General features: G+C 58.2%; 13 protein-coding genes. 1 reads left to right on the top strand and 12 read right to left on the bottom strand.

From position 1 onward, the window contains the following. Positions 1-30: 30 nt before the first annotated feature. From glmM to rlmE, 4 genes are all read right to left on the bottom strand, one after another. Positions 31-1,368: a phosphoglucosamine mutase gene (glmM, locus tag AC1D2Q_RS15405; RefSeq protein WP_477813733.1), complete on the bottom strand. Its 1,338-nt coding sequence runs from the start codon at positions 1,366-1,368 to the stop codon at positions 31-33. Positions 1,369-1,384: 16 nt separating this feature from the next. Continuing rightward, a complete protein-coding gene (folP, locus tag AC1D2Q_RS15400; RefSeq protein WP_019582454.1) occupies positions 1,385-2,236 on the bottom strand; it encodes a dihydropteroate synthase in 852 nt (283 codons plus the stop codon). A gap of 8 nt (positions 2,237-2,244) precedes the next feature. After that, positions 2,245-4,155, bottom strand: a complete 1,911-nt coding sequence (ftsH, locus tag AC1D2Q_RS15395) for an ATP-dependent zinc metalloprotease FtsH (protein WP_477813732.1) — start codon at positions 4,153-4,155, stop codon at positions 2,245-2,247. Positions 4,156-4,357: 202 nt separating this feature from the next. Then, positions 4,358-4,987: a 23S rRNA (uridine(2552)-2'-O)-methyltransferase RlmE gene (gene rlmE / locus AC1D2Q_RS15390; protein WP_007933535.1), complete on the bottom strand. Its 630-nt coding sequence runs from the start codon at positions 4,985-4,987 to the stop codon at positions 4,358-4,360. Between the two features lie 101 nt (positions 4,988-5,088). Between rlmE and AC1D2Q_RS15385 the strand changes: the two genes are divergently transcribed. After that, positions 5,089-5,397, top strand: coding sequence for a YhbY family RNA-binding protein (locus tag AC1D2Q_RS15385; RefSeq protein ID WP_007900503.1), 309 nt, complete (start codon positions 5,089-5,091; stop codon positions 5,395-5,397). Positions 5,398-5,406: 9 nt separating this feature from the next. On the opposite strand, the gene AC1D2Q_RS15380 is transcribed toward AC1D2Q_RS15385, so the two are convergent. The 8 genes from AC1D2Q_RS15380 to grpE form a co-directional block, all read right to left on the bottom strand. Then, the gene (locus AC1D2Q_RS15380) at positions 5,407-5,811 is read right to left on the bottom strand and encodes a hypothetical protein (protein ID WP_007933533.1); all 405 of its coding nucleotides are present in this window, start codon (positions 5,809-5,811) and stop codon (positions 5,407-5,409) included. A 28-nt stretch (positions 5,812-5,839) separates the two neighbouring features. Next, positions 5,840-6,316 (bottom strand): transcription elongation factor GreA, encoded by a 477-nt coding sequence (greA, locus tag AC1D2Q_RS15375; RefSeq protein WP_018929481.1) that lies wholly within the window; start codon positions 6,314-6,316, stop codon positions 5,840-5,842. Continuing rightward, positions 6,313-9,534, bottom strand: coding sequence for a carbamoyl-phosphate synthase large subunit (gene carB / locus AC1D2Q_RS15370; protein WP_018929480.1), 3,222 nt, complete (start codon positions 9,532-9,534; stop codon positions 6,313-6,315). Before carB ends, greA begins: the two co-directional genes overlap by 4 nt. Positions 9,535-9,651: 117 nt before the next feature. Beyond that, positions 9,652-10,788, bottom strand: a complete 1,137-nt coding sequence (gene carA / locus AC1D2Q_RS15365) for a glutamine-hydrolyzing carbamoyl-phosphate synthase small subunit (RefSeq protein ID WP_476215674.1) — start codon at positions 10,786-10,788, stop codon at positions 9,652-9,654. A 259-nt stretch (positions 10,789-11,047) separates the two neighbouring features. Next, positions 11,048-11,854, bottom strand: a complete 807-nt coding sequence (gene dapB / locus AC1D2Q_RS15360) for a 4-hydroxy-tetrahydrodipicolinate reductase (protein ID WP_477813731.1) — start codon at positions 11,852-11,854, stop codon at positions 11,048-11,050. A 10-nt stretch (positions 11,855-11,864) separates the two neighbouring features. Next, positions 11,865-12,989: a molecular chaperone DnaJ gene (gene dnaJ / locus AC1D2Q_RS15355; protein ID WP_095055180.1), complete on the bottom strand. Its 1,125-nt coding sequence runs from the start codon at positions 12,987-12,989 to the stop codon at positions 11,865-11,867. A 298-nt stretch (positions 12,990-13,287) separates the two neighbouring features. Continuing rightward, positions 13,288-15,204 (bottom strand): molecular chaperone DnaK, encoded by a 1,917-nt coding sequence (dnaK, locus tag AC1D2Q_RS15350; protein WP_477813730.1) that lies wholly within the window; start codon positions 15,202-15,204, stop codon positions 13,288-13,290. Between the two features lie 102 nt (positions 15,205-15,306). Next, positions 15,307-15,873 carry a nucleotide exchange factor GrpE gene (gene grpE / locus AC1D2Q_RS15345; RefSeq protein ID WP_477813729.1) on the bottom strand — a complete coding sequence of 189 codons (567 nt, stop codon included), beginning with the start codon at positions 15,871-15,873 and terminating at the stop codon, positions 15,307-15,309. Between the last annotated feature and the right edge of the window lie 108 nt (positions 15,874-15,981).

Here is a 15,981-nt window from a genome sequence, read left to right as displayed (position 1 = left end):
CCCAACACAATCATGGCTGGCAAGCCGAAATCAGGCAGAAACTTCAGTTACCAGTTTTGCCAGCTCTTCGGCGTAACCGCGAACCTGCGTTTCGTCCTCGCCTTCGACCATGACACGCACCAGCGGCTCTGTCCCGGACTTGCGCAACAACACGCGCCCACGACCCGCCATCGCTTGAGTGACACGATCACTGGCCTCCTTGACAGTCGGATGCTCGAGCGGGCTCACACCACCGCCAAACCGCACATTGATCAACACCTGAGGGCACTTGCGCAATGCCTGACGCGACTGCGCCAGACCCTCTGAGCGCCGTTTCAGCGCCATCAATACCTGCAACGCAGCAATGATCGCATCACCGGTAGTGGTGTGACTGAAGCAGACAATGTGCCCCGAGTTTTCACCACCCACCATCCAATCGCGCTCCAGCAACTCGGAGATCACGTAACGGTCACCGACATTGGCTCGCACAAAAGGGATCGCCAGATCCGCCAGGGCCAATTCCAATCCCAGGTTACTCATCAGCGTACCAACCACCCCCCCCTGCAACTTGCCGCGCTCCTGCAGATCGCGAGCGATGATGAACAGCAACTCATCGCCATCGACAACAGCACCGGTATGATCAACCATCTGAACCCGGTCACCATCACCGTCAAAGGCAATACCCAAATCGGCGTGCTCGGCCAGTACGGCCGCTTGCAGCGGCGCCATATGGGTAGAACCGCAATTGTCATTGATGTTCAGGCCGTTCGGATGAGCAGAAAGCACAACGACATCAGCCCCCAACTCACGGAACACACTAGGCGCCACTTTATAGGTCGCGCCGTGAGCACAATCGAGCACGATCTTCAGACCGGCAAAACTGGTGCCGGTCGGAACGCTGCTCTTGCAGAATTCGATATAGCGGCCCGAGGCATCGTTGATTCGCGATACCTTGCCGATCTTGCTCGACTCAACCACGGTCATCGGGGTGTCCAGCAGCTCTTCGATCATCAGCTCGACTTCATCCGGGAGCTTTGTGCCCTTACCAGAGAAGAACTTGATGCCGTTGTCGTCATGAGGGTTATGCGAAGCGCTGATCACGATGCCGGCTTCGGCATGAAAGGTCCGCGTCAGATAGGCGATGGCCGGTGTAGGCATTGGCCCCAACAGCATCACATCAGCACCGGCCGAGGTCAGCCCGGCCTCAAGCGCCGACTCGAACATGTAACCGGAGATCCGGGTGTCCTTGCCCACGAGCACCTTGCAGGCGCCCATGCTGCGAAATGCCATGCCTGCCGCCCAGCCAAGCTTGAGCATGAAATCAGGAGTAATAGGGTATTGACCGACCCGACCACGAATGCCGTCGGTGCCAAAGTATTTTTTACTCATAAGTACTCCATCATTTTTATTCGGCTGATTCTACGGCGGCAATCATCCGCACCACGTCGACCGTTTCCGCCACATCATGGACGCGCAATATACGCGCACCTTTGACCGAAGCCAGCGCCGCAAGTGCCAAGCCGCCATGCAGACGCTCTCCCACCGGCCGATTCAAGGCTTGCCCGATCATGCTCTTTCGCGAAACCCCGACCAACAGGGGTCGACCCAAGGCATGCAGAGCTTCCATATGCTTAAACAAGCTCAGGTTGTGCTGCAGGGTTTTCGCGAAGCCAAAGCCCGGATCGAGGATGATCCGCTCAGCGGGGATACCCACCGACGCACACTGGACCATGCGCTCAGCGAGAAACTCGCCGACCTCTTTCGTAACATCCTGGTACTGAGGGTTGTCCTGCATGTCACCCGGCTCACCGAGCATATGCATCAGGCACACCGGCAAACCGGTGGCCGCCGCTGCATCCAGAGCACCATCTCGACGCAACGAGCGCACGTCATTGATCAACCCCGCGCCCAGCCTTGCGGTTTCACGCATGACAGCAGGCGTGGAGGTATCGACCGAAATAATCACATCCAGTTCGCGACTGATGCGCTCAACGATAGGCGCTACGCGCTCGAGCTCTTCAAGCGGCGAAACGGCCCTGGCACCGGGCCGGGTCGATTCACCACCGACGTCGATCAGCGTCGCACCGGCCGCCACCATCGCCTCGGCGTGGCGCAGGGCCGCGTCCAGCTGGCTGTATCGGCCGCCATCGGAAAAGGAATCGGGAGTGACATTGAGAATGCCCATGACATGCGTCTGGGCCAAATCAAGAACCCGGTTGCCGCAAGGCAACCGGGTCGAGGACTGAACAGAAGTCATTTCAAACCTTAAACGTCAGCAGCCGGGCCGCCGATAGGTGTTTCCGGACGCCCATCCTGCACCACCGGAGGCGTGCCGGAAGTGTCGTTGCCGCCAGACCAGTCGCGAGGTTCGCGAGGCGTACGACCCGCCATGATGTCATCGATCTGATCGGCATCGATCGTCTCGTACTTCATCAAGGCATCCGCCATCGCATCAAGCTTGTCACGGTTATCCGTGAGGATCTGCTTGGCCGTGCCGTAGCACTGGTCGATGATGCTGCGCACTTCGGAGTCGATCAGCTTGGCCGTCTCGCCAGAGAAACTGGCATGCTGACCACTGCCGCCACGACCGAGGAACACTTCACCCTCTTCTTCGGCGTACATCAATGGACCAAGCTTTTCCGACAACCCCCACTTGGTCACCATGTTTCGTGCTATCTGGCTGGCACGCATGATGTCGTTGGACGCACCGGTGGTGACGCCATCGAAGCCCAGGGTCATCTCTTCAGCGATACGACCGCCGTACAGCGAACAGATCTGGCTGATCAGTGCACGCTTGGACAGGCTGTAGCGATCTTCTTCCGGCAGGAACATGGTCACACCAAGTGCGCGACCGCGCGGAATGATCGACACCTTGTAGACCGGATCATGCTCAGGCACGACGCGACCGACGATAGCGTGGCCGGCTTCGTGATAAGCAGTGTTCTGCTTTTCTTTCTCGGACATGACCATGGATTTGCGCTCGGCACCCATCATGATCTTGTCTTTGGCCAGTTCGAACTCTTTCATCTCGACGATGCGCTTGCCGGCACGAGCTGCAAACAACGAAGCCTCGTTCACCAGGTTGGCCAGGTCAGCACCGGAGAAACCAGGAGTACCACGAGCGATCACGGCCGGAGCGACGTCGTCACCCATCGGTACCTTGCGCATGTGGACTTTGAGAATCTGCTCGCGACCACGGATGTCCGGCAGACCGACAACGACCTGACGGTCAAAGCGGCCCGGACGCAGCAACGCAGGGTCCAGTACGTCCGGACGGTTGGTCGCGGCGATGACGATGATGCCGTCATTCATTTCGAAGCCGTCCATCTCTACCAGCAACTGGTTGAGGGTCTGCTCGCGCTCATCGTGACCGCCACCCATGCCGGCACCACGGTGGCGACCGACGGCGTCGATTTCATCGATGAAGATGATGCATGGCGCGTGCTTCTTCGCCTGTTCAAACATGTCACGAACACGGCTGGCACCGACACCGACGAACATTTCGACGAAATCGGAACCGGAAATAGTAAAGAACGGCACTTTGGCTTCGCCGGCAATCGCCTTGGCCAGCAAGGTTTTACCGGTACCCGGAGGACCAACCATCAGCACGCCACGAGGAATGCGACCCCCCAGGCGCTGGAACTTGCCCGGATCACGCAGGAACTCGACCAGTTCGCCGACCTCTTCCTTGGCTTCGTCACAACCGGCAACGTCAGCCAGGGTGGTTTTCACCTGATCTTCGGAGAGCAGGCGCGCCTTGCTCTTGCCGAAACTCATCGGCCCGCCCTTGCCACCGGCACCGCCCTGCATCTGCCGCATGAAGAACATGAAGACGGCGATGATCACCAGGATCGGGAAGCTTGCGACCAGGAGTTGAGTCCAGATGCTTTGCTGCTCAGGCTGCTTGCCTTCGACCACAACGTGGTTATCAACGAGATCGCCGATCAGACCGTTGTCCTGGATTGCCGGACGAATGGTCTTGAAGTTGTCGCCATCGTTGCGCTTGCCGGTAATCACGTAGCCATCAACCGCTACGCGCTCGACCTTGCCATCCTTGACCTGCTGGATGAAGTCGGAATAGTTGAGGGTCTGCGGCTCGTTAGGGCTGGAGAAGTTGTTCATCACCGTCACCAGGACAGCCGCGATGATCAACCACAGGATCAGATTCTTTGCCATATCGTTCAATTAACTACCCTCTGAAGCAAGCTCCGCTAATGGCGCGCGCTTCGCATGATATTCACCGGCCTAACTTACTACATTACCTACGGCTCTGGCAGGCGCCGTCTGTAACCCTTTGTGAAACACTTTCTACACGATATTCGCTAATGCACGCGGGGCGAAATATGAAAAACCTATCACCCCGCCAAAAAACCTCGTTTTACTCACTACGCCCGCGGTAACCCCAAGCCAACATGTATTGCTCGCGGGAACTGTCACGGGAAGAGTCTGGCTTGATCATCTGGATCTTGTCGAATTTCCGACGAGCATCCTTCAGGTAAACATCAAACCCTTCGCCCTGAAAAATCTTGATCACAAAATTACCACCCGGCTTGAGTATCCGTTCCGCCAAATCAAGCGCCAGCTCGCAAAGAAACATGGCTTTTGGCATGTCCACTTCAGGCGTACCACTCATATTGGGGGCCATATCGGAAATCACAAGGTCCACCTGCGAATTACCCACAGCTTCAAGGATCCGCGTGAGCACTTCGTCCTCGGTGAAGTCCCCCTGAATGAAAGTCACGTCCGGAATGCTGTCCATTTCCAGAATGTCCGAGGCGATCAGACGCCCCTGACCACCAATCAGACGACTAGTCACCTGCGACCACCCCCCGGGCGCCGCACCCAGGTCGACAACGCTCATGCCGGGACGGATCAGCTTGTATTTCTCCTGGACCTCCAGAAGTTTGTAACTCGCACGCGAGCGGTAGCCATCCTTCTGCGCCTGCTTCACATAGGGATCGTTGACATGTCTTTTCAGCCAACCAAGGCTTGTCTTGGAACGCGCCATTGGGCACCTCGATGATAAGGGTCGTGATTAATTGGGCGGATCCACGAGCCCTCGGGTAAAATGGCCGCCATTTTACAGAATCCAGACGAAAGGGTCAGATTATGCCGCTCACTCAAGAGCAGAAGAAACAGTACAAGTCCATTGGCCACCATCTGAAACCAGTTTTGATTGTGGCTGACAACGGCTTGACTGAAGGTGTGTTAGCCGAACTTGAACGCGCGTTGGCGGATCACGAGCTGATCAAAATCAAGCTCAACATMCTCGATCGCGAATCGCGCCTGGCAGCCATTGCAGAACTCTGCAAGGCCGGCAAAGCCGATCTGGTTCAGGTCATCGGCAAGATGGCACTGATTTACCGCAAGAACTTCAGCGTCAACAAGCAGTTGTCGAACGTCCATCGCTTCAAGTGATGGCAAGGGTCAAGGGTGTGCTTCGCGCACCCTGACACTCCATCCAGGCACCGGCTGCATCACCAGCACCAGCCCGGAAAAGCCCAGGACAAGATAGCTGAACAACTGCCAATGCAGCGCCTGCGGCCAACCGAAACGTACTGCGAAATACATCGCGCACCCATACAGCGCCATCAGCAGCAGTTGCCCGCGAATATCCCGCCATAGACTGGCAAGGCCCTCGGCCTGTACCAGCACCAAAGCCTGAAAAATCACACTCGCTGTGGCGAATCCCACCATCAGCGTATTCAGCGCACCTGCAATTTCGTCGATCAGCAGCGGCGCCAGGCCTATTTGCCCCAGCACCGGCAGCAGACCGATGTGCAACAACCACAAGCCGCCAACCCAGAGCATCTGGGTCAGCTGCCAAAGCATGGCACCCGCACGCAGCGGGCGCCTTCTTTCAGATGTGGCGAACTTCGACAATCTCATACTCGATAACGCCACCCGGCGTTTTGACCGCCACCACATCACCCTCTTCCTTGGCGATCAAGGCACGGGCGATCGGCGAACCGACGGATATCTTGCCGAGTTTGATGTCTGCTTCATCCTCACCAACGATCTGGTAAGTCACGCTTTCATCGGTCTCGACGTTGGCGATTTCGACGGTGGTGCCGAAAATCACCTTGCCGGTGTGCTCGATGGTCGTTACGTCGATGACCACAGCGTTTTGCATGCGGCCTTCAATGTCACGAATCCGCGCCTCGACCATCCCCTGCTGCTCGCGAGCAGCGTGGTATTCGGCGTTTTCCTTCAAGTCACCCAACTCACGGGCCGTACCAATGTCCTGACTGAGTTTCGGACGAACGACCTTGGTCAGATGAGCGTGTTCTTCTTCCAGGGCTTTAGCGCCCTTGACGGTCATTGGGTATTTGATCATGCCTTCAATCCTGCGTGTAGATCCTGCAAGCGGCGCACGGTCTTCTCGGGACCGAACTTCAGCGCTTCGCAGATAGCTTCGCCAGCAGCAATAGTAGTGGTGCAGTAGATCTTGTGCTGCAAGGCATTACGACGAATGGAGTAGGAATCAGCGATCGACTGACGACCTTCGGTGGTGTTGATGATCAGAGTGACTTCGTCATTCTTGATCATGTCGACCACGTGCGGACGACCCTCGGTCACCTTGTTCACACGACGCACTTTCAGGCCCGCGGCTTCGATCAGCTTGGCAGTACCGGCAGTGGCGACCACTTCGAAGCCCAAGTTGATCAGATCACGGGCCACGCCTGCAACCAGCGGCTTGTCATCGTCACGCACACTGATGAACGCGGTGCCGCCGGTCGGCAACACTTCACTGGCGCCCATCTGGGCTTTGGCAAAGGCTTCGCCGAAGGTGTCGCCCACGCCCATCACTTCACCGGTGGACTTCATCTCTGGGCCCAGGATCGGGTCCACGCCAGGGAATTTGGCGAATGGGAACACTGCCTCTTTCACGCTGTAGAAGTTCGGAATGATTTCTTTGGTGAAACCGATTTCCTTCAGGGTTTTACCGGCCATCACGCGAGCCGCGACCATCGCCAGGGACACACCGATGCACTTGGAGACGAACGGAACGGTACGGGATGCGCGCGGGTTGACTTCGATGACGTAGATGTCTTCGCCTTGCAGCGCCAACTGAACGTTCATCAGGCCGACCACGCCCAGTTCCAGGGCCATTTTCTTGACCTGTTCGCGCATCTCGTCCTGGATGTGAGCAGGCAGCGAGTACGGCGGCAGGGAGCACGCGGAGTCACCGGAGTGAACGCCGGCCTGCTCGATGTGCTGCATGATCGCGCCGATCACCACGTCGGTGCCGTCGCAGACCGCATCCACGTCCATTTCGATTGCGCAGTTGAGGAAGTGGTCCAGCAGCACCGGGCTGTCGTTGGACACTTGGACCGCTTCACGCAGGTAGCGCTTGAGTTCTTCTTCTTCGTAAACGATTTCCATCGCACGGCCGCCCAGTACGTAGGACGGACGAACCACCAGCGGGTAACCGATTTTGGCGGCGGCACGAATCGCTTCATCTTCGCTGCGCACGGTGGCGTTAGGCGGCTGACGCAGGTTCAGACGCTCAACCATCTGCTGGAAGCGCTCACGGTCCTCAGCGCGGTCGATGGCGTCAGGGCTGGTGCCGATGATCGGCACGCCGGCGGCTTCCAGGGCACGGGCCAGTTTCAGCGGGGTTTGACCGCCGTACTGAACGATCACGCCTTTTGGCTTCTCGACGCGGACGATTTCCAGCACGTCTTCCAGGGTCACCGGCTCGAAGTACAGACGATCGGAGGTGTCGTAGTCGGTGGAAACGGTTTCCGGGTTGCAGTTGACCATGATGGTCTCGTACCCGTCATCGCGCAGGGCCAGTGCTGCGTGTACGCAGCAATAGTCGAACTCGATGCCCTGGCCGATGCGGTTTGGACCACCGCCGAGGATCATGATCTTGTCGCGACCCGACGGCGCGGCTTCGCACTCTTCCTCGTAAGTCGAGTACAGGTACGCGGTGTCGGTGGCGAACTCGGCGGCGCAGGTGTCGACGCGCTTGTAGACCGGGAACACTTCCAGCTTGTGACGATGGGTACGCAGGTTCTTCTCGGTGACGCCCAGCAGCTTGGCCAGACGTTGATCGGAGAAGCCTTTACGCTTGAGGCGGAACATCAGGTCGCGGTCGATAGCGGACAGACCCAGGGTCTTGACCTTCTCTTCTTCCTTGATCAGATCTTCGATCTGCACCAGGAACCACGGGTCGATCATGTTCATGCCGAAGATGTCTTCGACCGACAGGCCCGCGCGGAACGCGTCAGCCACGTACCAGATACGCTCGGCACCCGGCACGGTCAGTTCGCGCTTGAGGATGCTCATGCTTTCCGGGTTGCTCAGGTCGAGCTTCTCGTCCAGGCCGCAAACACCCACTTCCAGACCGCGCAGAGCTTTCTGCAGGGATTCCTGGAAGGTCCGGCCGATGGCCATGACCTCACCGACCGACTTCATTTGAGTGGTCAGGCGTGCGTCGGCTTTCGGGAATTTCTCGAAGGCAAAGCGTGGCAGTTTGGTGACGACGTAGTCGATGGACGGTTCGAAGGACGCCGGAGTCTTGCCGCCGGTGATGTCGTTCGACAGTTCGTCGAGGGTGTAACCGACGGCCAGTTTCGCCGCGACCTTGGCGATCGGGAAACCGGTGGCTTTCGATGCCAGGGCCGAGGAACGGGATACCCGCGGGTTCATCTCGATGACCACCATGCGACCAGTGTTCGGGCAGATGCCGAACTGGACGTTGGAGCCGCCGGTTTCCACGCCGATCTCGCGCAGTACCGCCAGAGAGGCGTTACGCAGGATCTGGTATTCCTTGTCGGTCAGGGTCTGTGCGGGTGCAACCGTGATCGAGTCACCGGTGTGCACGCCCATCGGGTCGAAGTTTTCGATGGAGCAGACGATGATGCAGTTGTCCTTTTTATCGCGGACAACTTCCATCTCGTATTCTTTCCAGCCAATCAGCGATTCGTCGATCAGCAGCTCTTTGGTCGGCGACAGATCCAGACCGCGGGCGCAGATTTCTTCGAATTCTTCACGGTTGTAAGCGATACCGCCACCGGTGCCGCCCATGGTGAAGGACGGACGAATGATGCACGGGAAGCCCAGACGATCGAGAACCGCGTTGGCCTCTTCCATGCTATGGGCGATACCCGAACGCGGGCAGTCCAGACCGATGGATTTCATCGCCTTGTCGAAGCGCGAACGGTCTTCAGCCTTGTCGATGGTGTCAGCGTTGGCGCCGATCATCTCTACGCCGAACTTCTCCAGAACGCCTTCGCGCTCCAGGTCCAGGGCGCAGTTCAGGGCGGTCTGGCCACCCATGGTCGGCAGCAGCGCGTCCGGACGCTCTTTCTCGATGATCTTGGCAACGGTCTGCCACTTGATCGGTTCGATGTAGGTGGCGTCGGCCATGGCCGGGTCGGTCATGATGGTCGCCGGGTTGGAGTTCACCAGGATGACGCGGTAACCCTCCTCGCGCAGGGCTTTACAGGCCTGGGCGCCGGAGTAGTCGAATTCGCAGGCCTGGCCGATCACGATCGGGCCAGCGCCGAGAATCAGGATGCTTTTAATGTCTGTACGTTTTGGCATGGGTTGTCACTCAAATCCGCAGGTCAGTCGGCAAGCCGTCTTGTTCAATCTATGAAGCCTTGAGGGGGCCGCCGGTTGCGGGACCGCCCTCAGGCTTCGCTACATCAGGGCGAGCGATTAGCGTCGCTTGGCCATTTCGTTGATGAAGCGATCAAACAGTGGCGCTACGTCGTTCGGGCCAGGGCTGGCTTCAGGGTGACCCTGGAAGCTGAAGGCGCTCTTGTCGGTACGCTCGATACCTTGCAGGGTGCCGTCGAACAGCGATTTGTGGATCGCCCGAACGTTGCCTGGCAGGGTCGCTTCGTCTACCGCAAAACCGTGGTTCTGGCTGGTGATCATCACCACACCGCTGTCCAGATCCTGAACCGGGTGGTTGGCACCGTGGTGGCCGTGGCCCATTTTCAGGGTCTTGGCACCGGAGGCCAGTGCCAGCAGTTGGTGGCCGAGGCAGATACCGAATACCGGGATCTCGGTTTCCAGCACGTCTTTAATGGCCTGGATCGCGTAGTCGCATGGCTCAGGGTCACCCGGGCCGTTGGACAGGAACACACCGTCCGGCTTCAGAGCCAGAACGTCAGCCGCCGGCGTTTGAGCTGGCACCACAGTCACGCGGCAACCGCGCTCGACCAGCATGCGCAGGATGTTGACCTTGACGCCGTAGTCGTAGGCAACCACGTGGTACGGCAGATCGGAAGCGTCGATGGTCGCGTGGCTGTCGGTTTTCAAGTCCCAGACAGTCGAGCGCCACTCGTACTTCTCTTTGGTGCTGACGACTTTCGCCAGGTCCATGCCTTTGAGGCCAGGGAAACCCTGGGCGGCGGCGATGGCGGCGGCTTCGGAAATGTTGTCACCGGCCATGATGCAGCCGTTCTGCGCGCCTTTCTCACGCAGGATGCGTGTCAGACGGCGGGTGTCGATACCGGCGATTGCCACGACATTGTTGGCTTTCAGGTAGTCGGACAGAGACATCGTGTTGCGCCAGTTGCTCGCAACCAGTGGCAGGTCACGGATGACCAGGCCAGCGGACCAGACGCGATCGGACTCGGCGTCTTCCGGCGTGGTGCCGGTGTTGCCGATGTGCGGGTAAGTCAGGGTAACGATCTGTTGGGCGTAGGAAGGATCGGTAAGGATTTCCTGATAGCCGGTCATTGCGGTGTTGAACACCACCTCACCAACGGTTTGACCGTCGGCTCCAATGGCTTCGCCGCGAAAAATGCTGCCATCAGCAAGGGCGAGTATGGCTGGCTTAGTCAAGAAGACCTCCCGTAAATAAAGCCTGAAAGGGCGATCGCAGGTTGTAAAAAAGCGGAGTGACGTATGGACACGTCACCCCGCTTCTTCATCGAATTATTCTGCGCGCTTTTAGTGGACACACTAAAGCTGTAGCTTACAGAAAAAGGCATTTTTGGTCTACCGCCAATGAGCCCTAAAGGCCGGAGAATGCGACAGGACGTCGCTTGGCGGTTTAAAACCGGGCTCAAAGGCTATGTTTGAACCCGGTTTCAGCTGCATCTTAACGCAGGTCGAGCACGTCTTGCATGTCGTAAAGGCCTGGCTCACGACCGTCCAGCCACAAAGCCGCACGTACCGCGCCCTTGGCGAAGGTCATGCGACTTGATGCCTTGTGCGTGATTTCCAGTCGCTCGCCCTCGCAGGCGAACAGCACCGTATGATCACCGACCACATCACCACCGCGAACAGTGGCAAAGCCGATCGTTTCACGCTCACGCGCACCGGTGTGACCTTCACGCCCATAGACCGCAACCTTCTGCAGATCACGATCCAGCGCATTGGCGATCACTTCACCCATGCGCAGCGCCGTACCTGAAGGGGCATCGATCTTGTGCCGATGGTGAGCCTCGATGATTTCGATATCCGCATCATCACCCAACACACGAGCCGCCATGTCGAGCAGCTTCAGCGACAGGTTTACACCGACACTGAAATTGGCCGCGAACACGATAGGAATATCCTTGCCCGCCTCGGCCAGCAACTGCTTCTGCGCGGCGTCCAATCCTGTCGTGCCGATCACCATGGCCTTGCCCGACTTACGGCAGAAGGCCAGGTTTTTCAGCATGACCTCCGGGAGCGTGAAGTCGATCAGCACGTCGAACTCATCAGCCACCGAGCCCAGACTACCGGACAGCGGCACACCGATACGCCCCAACGAGGCCAGCTCACCGGCATCCACGCCAATCAGCGTACTGCCGGGGCGCACGATGGCAGCCGTCAGACCGGTCAGCGGCGCGCGCTGCTGCACCGCCTCGATCAATATCTTGCCCATGCGGCCGGCGGCACCCATCACAGCAATACGTCGCATGCCTGTCTCCTTACAAATCGCCGAAGAAGCGCTTCACGCCTTCGAACCAACCAGTGGTTTTCGGCGAATGACTGTTGTCGTCCGCCAGGGAGCTGCGGAACTCTTCCAGCAACTCGCGCTGGCGACGCCCCAGGTTGACCGGGGTTTCGACCGCCACACGGCACATCAGGTCGCCAGCGCCGCCGCCACGAACCGGCGCAACGCCTTTGCCGCGAACACGGAACTGCTTGCCGGTCTGAGTCCCTTCAGGGATCTTCAGCTTCACCCGACCATCAAGGGTCGGAATCTCCAACTCACCACCCAACGCTGCGTCGACAAAGCTGATCGGCACTTCGCAGAACAGGTGTTTGCCGTCACGCTGGAAGATCGCGTGCTCACGCACATTAATCACCACGTACAGGTCGCCGGTCGGGCCACCCTGTGCACCTGCCTCGCCTTCGCCGGACAGACGAATGCGGTCACCGGTATCGACACCGGCCGGCACTTTGACGGAAAGCGTCTTGTACTCTTCGACACGACCTTCGCCGTGACAGGAATCGCACGGATCGGAAATGATCTTGCCCTGGCCATGGCAGCGCGGGCAGGTCTGCTGTACCGAGAAGAAACCTTGCTGCATGCGTACCTGACCGATACCGCCGCACGTCGGGCAGGTGATCGGCGAGGAGCCTTTCTTGGCACCCGAGCCGTCGCACGGCTTGCAGTTGACCAGTGTTGGAACGCGGATATTCACGGTCGTGCCGCGCACCGCTTCTTCCAGGTTCAACTCCAGCGTGTAACGCAGGTCGCTGCCGCGCTGAGCGCCGCCACGGGAACCGCCGCGACCGCCACCGAAGAAGTCACTGAAGACATCGCCAAAGATATCGGAGAAGTTCTGGCCGCCAAAACCGGCACCGCCGCCACCCATGCTCGGGTCGACACCGGCATGACCGTATTGGTCATAGGCCGCGCGCTTGCTGGAATCGGACAGCACTTCGTAGGCCTCGTTGGCCTCCTTGAACATATCTTCCGACGCTTTGTCATCGGGATTACGGTCCGGGTGGTGCTTCATTGCCAGGCGGCGGTAGGCCTTTTTCAGGTCTGCTTCGCTTGAGCCACGCTCAACACCCAATACTTCGTAATAGTCACGCTTTGCCATAAGTCTTTGCACTCTTAAGGACGTTCGACAAACCTCTCCTGAGCCTCGTCAAACTCGTTGAGCCCCAATACAGGCCCGGACCCAACTCACGTCAATTCAACGATCCTGGTCTTTGATTCGATGCGGTACTTTCGGCTCGAAAAGCAGGAGCATTCCCGGCCATACCACCAGCACCCGAACGGTTGTCGCATGCTGTAAAAATTCGCTAACTCCAGACACGCCAACGCGGGAGCAAGCTCCCGCGCGGCGACATCCTACCAGTCACCGCCTGAAGGCAGTCAACCGGGCGACCAACAACTTACTTGTGGTCTTTGACTTCTTCGAACTCAGCATCGACAACGTCGTCAGCTTTTTCAGCCTTTTCGTCGTGCGGTGCAGCGCCTTCAGCCGGCTGAGCCTGCTCGGCATACATTTTCTGAGCCACTGGCGCGGAGACCTTGGACAGCTCTTCAACCTTGGCTTCGATCGCAGCCTTGTCGTCGCCTTTAACAGCGGCTTCCAGGGCAACCACTGCCGCTTCGATTGCAGTCTTCTCTTCAGCGCTCACCTTGTCGCCAGCATCAGCGACCATTTTGCGAGTCGAGTGAACCAGTGCGTCGCCCTGGTTACGAGCGCTCGCCAGCTCTTCGAACTTGCGGTCTTCTTCAGCGTTCACTTCAGCATCGCGAACCATCTGCTGAATTTCTTCCTCGGACAGACCGGAGTTGGCCTTGATCACGATCGACTGAGTCTTGCCGGTAGCCTTGTCTTTGGCGCCTACGTGCAGAATGCCGTTGGCGTCGATGTCGAAGGTCACTTCGATTTGTGGCACGCCACGTGGAGCCGGTGGAATCTCGGCCAGGTCGAACTTGCCCAGGGACTTGTTCTGTGCGGCTTGCTTACGCTCACCTTGCAGCACGTGAATGGTCACGGCGCTCTGGTTGTCGTCAGCAGTCGAGAACACTTGCGATTTCTTGGTAGGAATCGTGGTGTTTTTCTCGATCAGCGCGGTCATCACGCCACCCATGGTTTCGATACCCAGGGTCAGCGGGCTGACGTCGAGCAGCAGAACGTCTTTCACGTCGCCGGCCAATACAGCGCCCTGAATCGCAGCACCCATGGCAACAGCTTCGTCCGGGTTAACGTCTTTACGAGCTTCTTTACCGAAGAAGTCGGAAACAGCTTTCTGCACCATTGGCATACGGGTCTGACCGCCGACCAGAATCACGTCGTCGATCTTGCTGACATCGATACCGGCGTCTTTCATCGCGATGCGGCAAGGTTCGATGGTGCGCTGAACCAGGTCTTCCACCAGCGCTTCGAGCTTGGCGCGGGAGATTTTCACGTTCAAGTGCTTAGGACCGGTAGCGTCTGCAGTGATGTACGGCAGGTTCACGTCGGTCGACTGGCTCGAGGACAGTTCGATCTTGGCTTTCTCAGCGGCTTCTTTCAGGCGCTGCATGGCCAGCGGGTCACCCTTGAGGTTCATGCCGCTTTCTTTCTTGAATTCGTCGACGAGGTAGTCGATCAGACGAATGTCAAAATCTTCACCGCCCAGGAAGGTGTCACCGTTGGTGGCCAACACTTCGAACTGGTGCTCGCCATCGACTTCAGCGATTTCGATAACGGAAACGTCGAAAGTACCGCCACCCAGGTCGTAAACGATCACGGTGTGATCGCCCTTGGCCTTGTCCATACCGTAGGCCAGTGCGGCTGCGGTCGGCTCGTTGATGATACGTTTTACGTCCAGGCCCGCGATGCGGCCGGCGTCTTTGGTGGCTTGACGCTGGCTGTCGTTGAAGTAGGCCGGAACGGTGATTACCGCTTCGGTCACAGGCTCGCCGAGGTAGTCTTCGGCGGTCTTCTTCATTTTCTTCAGAATTTCAGCCGAGATTTGTGGCGGTGCCATTTTCTGGCCGTTCACTTCAACCCAGGCGTCGCTGTTGTCAGCCTTGACGATCTTGTAAGGGACCATCTGGATGTCTTTCTGTACGACTTCTTCGTCGAAACGACGACCGATCAGACGCTTCACCGCGTACAGGGTGTTATGCGGATTGGTCACTGCCTGACGCTTGGCCGACTGGCCGACCAGGATTTCGCCATCGTTGGCATAAGCGATGATCGACGGCGTGGTGCGCGCGCCTTCAGCGTTTTCAATAACTTTGGCCTTGCCGTTTTCCAGCACGGAGACGCAGGAGTTGGTAGTCCCCAGGTCGATACCGATAATTTTGCCCATGTTCACTCTCCCGAAACTTTGGATTTGGATGCCGCAGTAGTGGTGGCTGACTGCGGTAGCACTTAAACGCTTGACTTCTAAATGGGGGCCTTGCGGCTAATTTCAAGCCTGCTCGTCAATCGAAGGCGAAACCGGTGCAGGTGCCTTGCTGACCACGACCATGGCCGGGCGCAGCAGGCGACCGTGGAGCTGATAGCCCTTCTGAAACACCTTGAGCACGCTGTTTGGCTCGACGTCGGCGCTTTCCTGCATGGCCATCGCCTGATGATGCGAGGCATTGAAAGGTTCGCCTTCAGGATCGATGGCTTCCAGGTGATAGCGTTTCAGGGTGTCCTGGAACATTTTCAGGGTCAGCTCGATCCCTTCGCGCATCGAACGAATGTTTTCGTCGTCAGGGCTGGACAGCTCCAGGCCGCGCTCCAGGCTGTCAATGATCGGCAGCAGGTCGCCTGCGAATTTTTCCAGGGCGAACTTGTGAGCCTTTTCAACGTCCTGATCGGCACGACGGCGGACGTTCTGCAGATCGGCGGCTACACGCAAAGCCTGATCCTGCGCACCAGCCAATTGCTCTTCGAGCACTTGTACACGAGCCGCCAGGTCGTCACCCGAAGCCTCGGGGCCCTGGTTGGCGTCTAGATTTTGCGTATCCACTGTCTGTTCGTCAGCCATAGATTTCTCCTTCCAATATCTTCCGCGAGCTCAACTCACGCTTCTGCCCCGGTATATGGGGTCGCAAAATTCAGCTTCAAGGGCTATTCGATGATTATCCCTACAAAA

The sequence above is a fragment of the Pseudomonas sp. P1_A1 genome, from assembly GCF_056406935.1.
This window is presented reverse-complemented; position numbering and strand designations above follow the sequence as displayed.

What these genes read in the sequence shown, in the direction of transcription:
- carB (WP_018929480.1), bottom strand. Translation starts at nt 9,534, where the DNA reads ATGCCAAAACGTACAGACATTAAAAGCATCCTGATTCTCGGCGCTGGC.
- dnaJ (WP_095055180.1), bottom strand. Translation starts at nt 12,989, where the DNA reads ATGGCAAAGCGTGACTATTACGAAGTATTGGGTGTTGAGCGTGGCTCA.
- glmM (WP_477813733.1), bottom strand. Translation starts at nt 1,368, where the DNA reads ATGAGTAAAAAATACTTTGGCACCGACGGCATTCGTGGTCGGGTCGGT.
- folP (WP_019582454.1), bottom strand. Translation starts at nt 2,236, where the DNA reads ATGACTTCTGTTCAGTCCTCGACCCGGTTGCCTTGCGGCAACCGGGTT.
- dnaK (WP_477813730.1), bottom strand. Translation starts at nt 15,204, where the DNA reads ATGGGCAAAATTATCGGTATCGACCTGGGGACTACCAACTCCTGCGTC.
- greA (WP_018929481.1), bottom strand. Translation starts at nt 6,316, where the DNA reads ATGATCAAATACCCAATGACCGTCAAGGGCGCTAAAGCCCTGGAAGAA.
- dapB (WP_477813731.1), bottom strand. Translation starts at nt 11,854, where the DNA reads ATGCGACGTATTGCTGTGATGGGTGCCGCCGGCCGCATGGGCAAGATA.
- rlmE (WP_007933535.1), bottom strand. Translation starts at nt 4,987, where the DNA reads ATGGCGCGTTCCAAGACAAGCCTTGGTTGGCTGAAAAGACATGTCAAC.
- grpE (WP_477813729.1), bottom strand. Translation starts at nt 15,873, where the DNA reads ATGGCTGACGAACAGACAGTGGATACGCAAAATCTAGACGCCAACCAG.
- AC1D2Q_RS15380 (WP_007933533.1), bottom strand. Translation starts at nt 5,811, where the DNA reads ATGCTTTGGCAGCTGACCCAGATGCTCTGGGTTGGCGGCTTGTGGTTG.
- ftsH (WP_477813732.1), bottom strand. Translation starts at nt 4,155, where the DNA reads ATGGCAAAGAATCTGATCCTGTGGTTGATCATCGCGGCTGTCCTGGTG.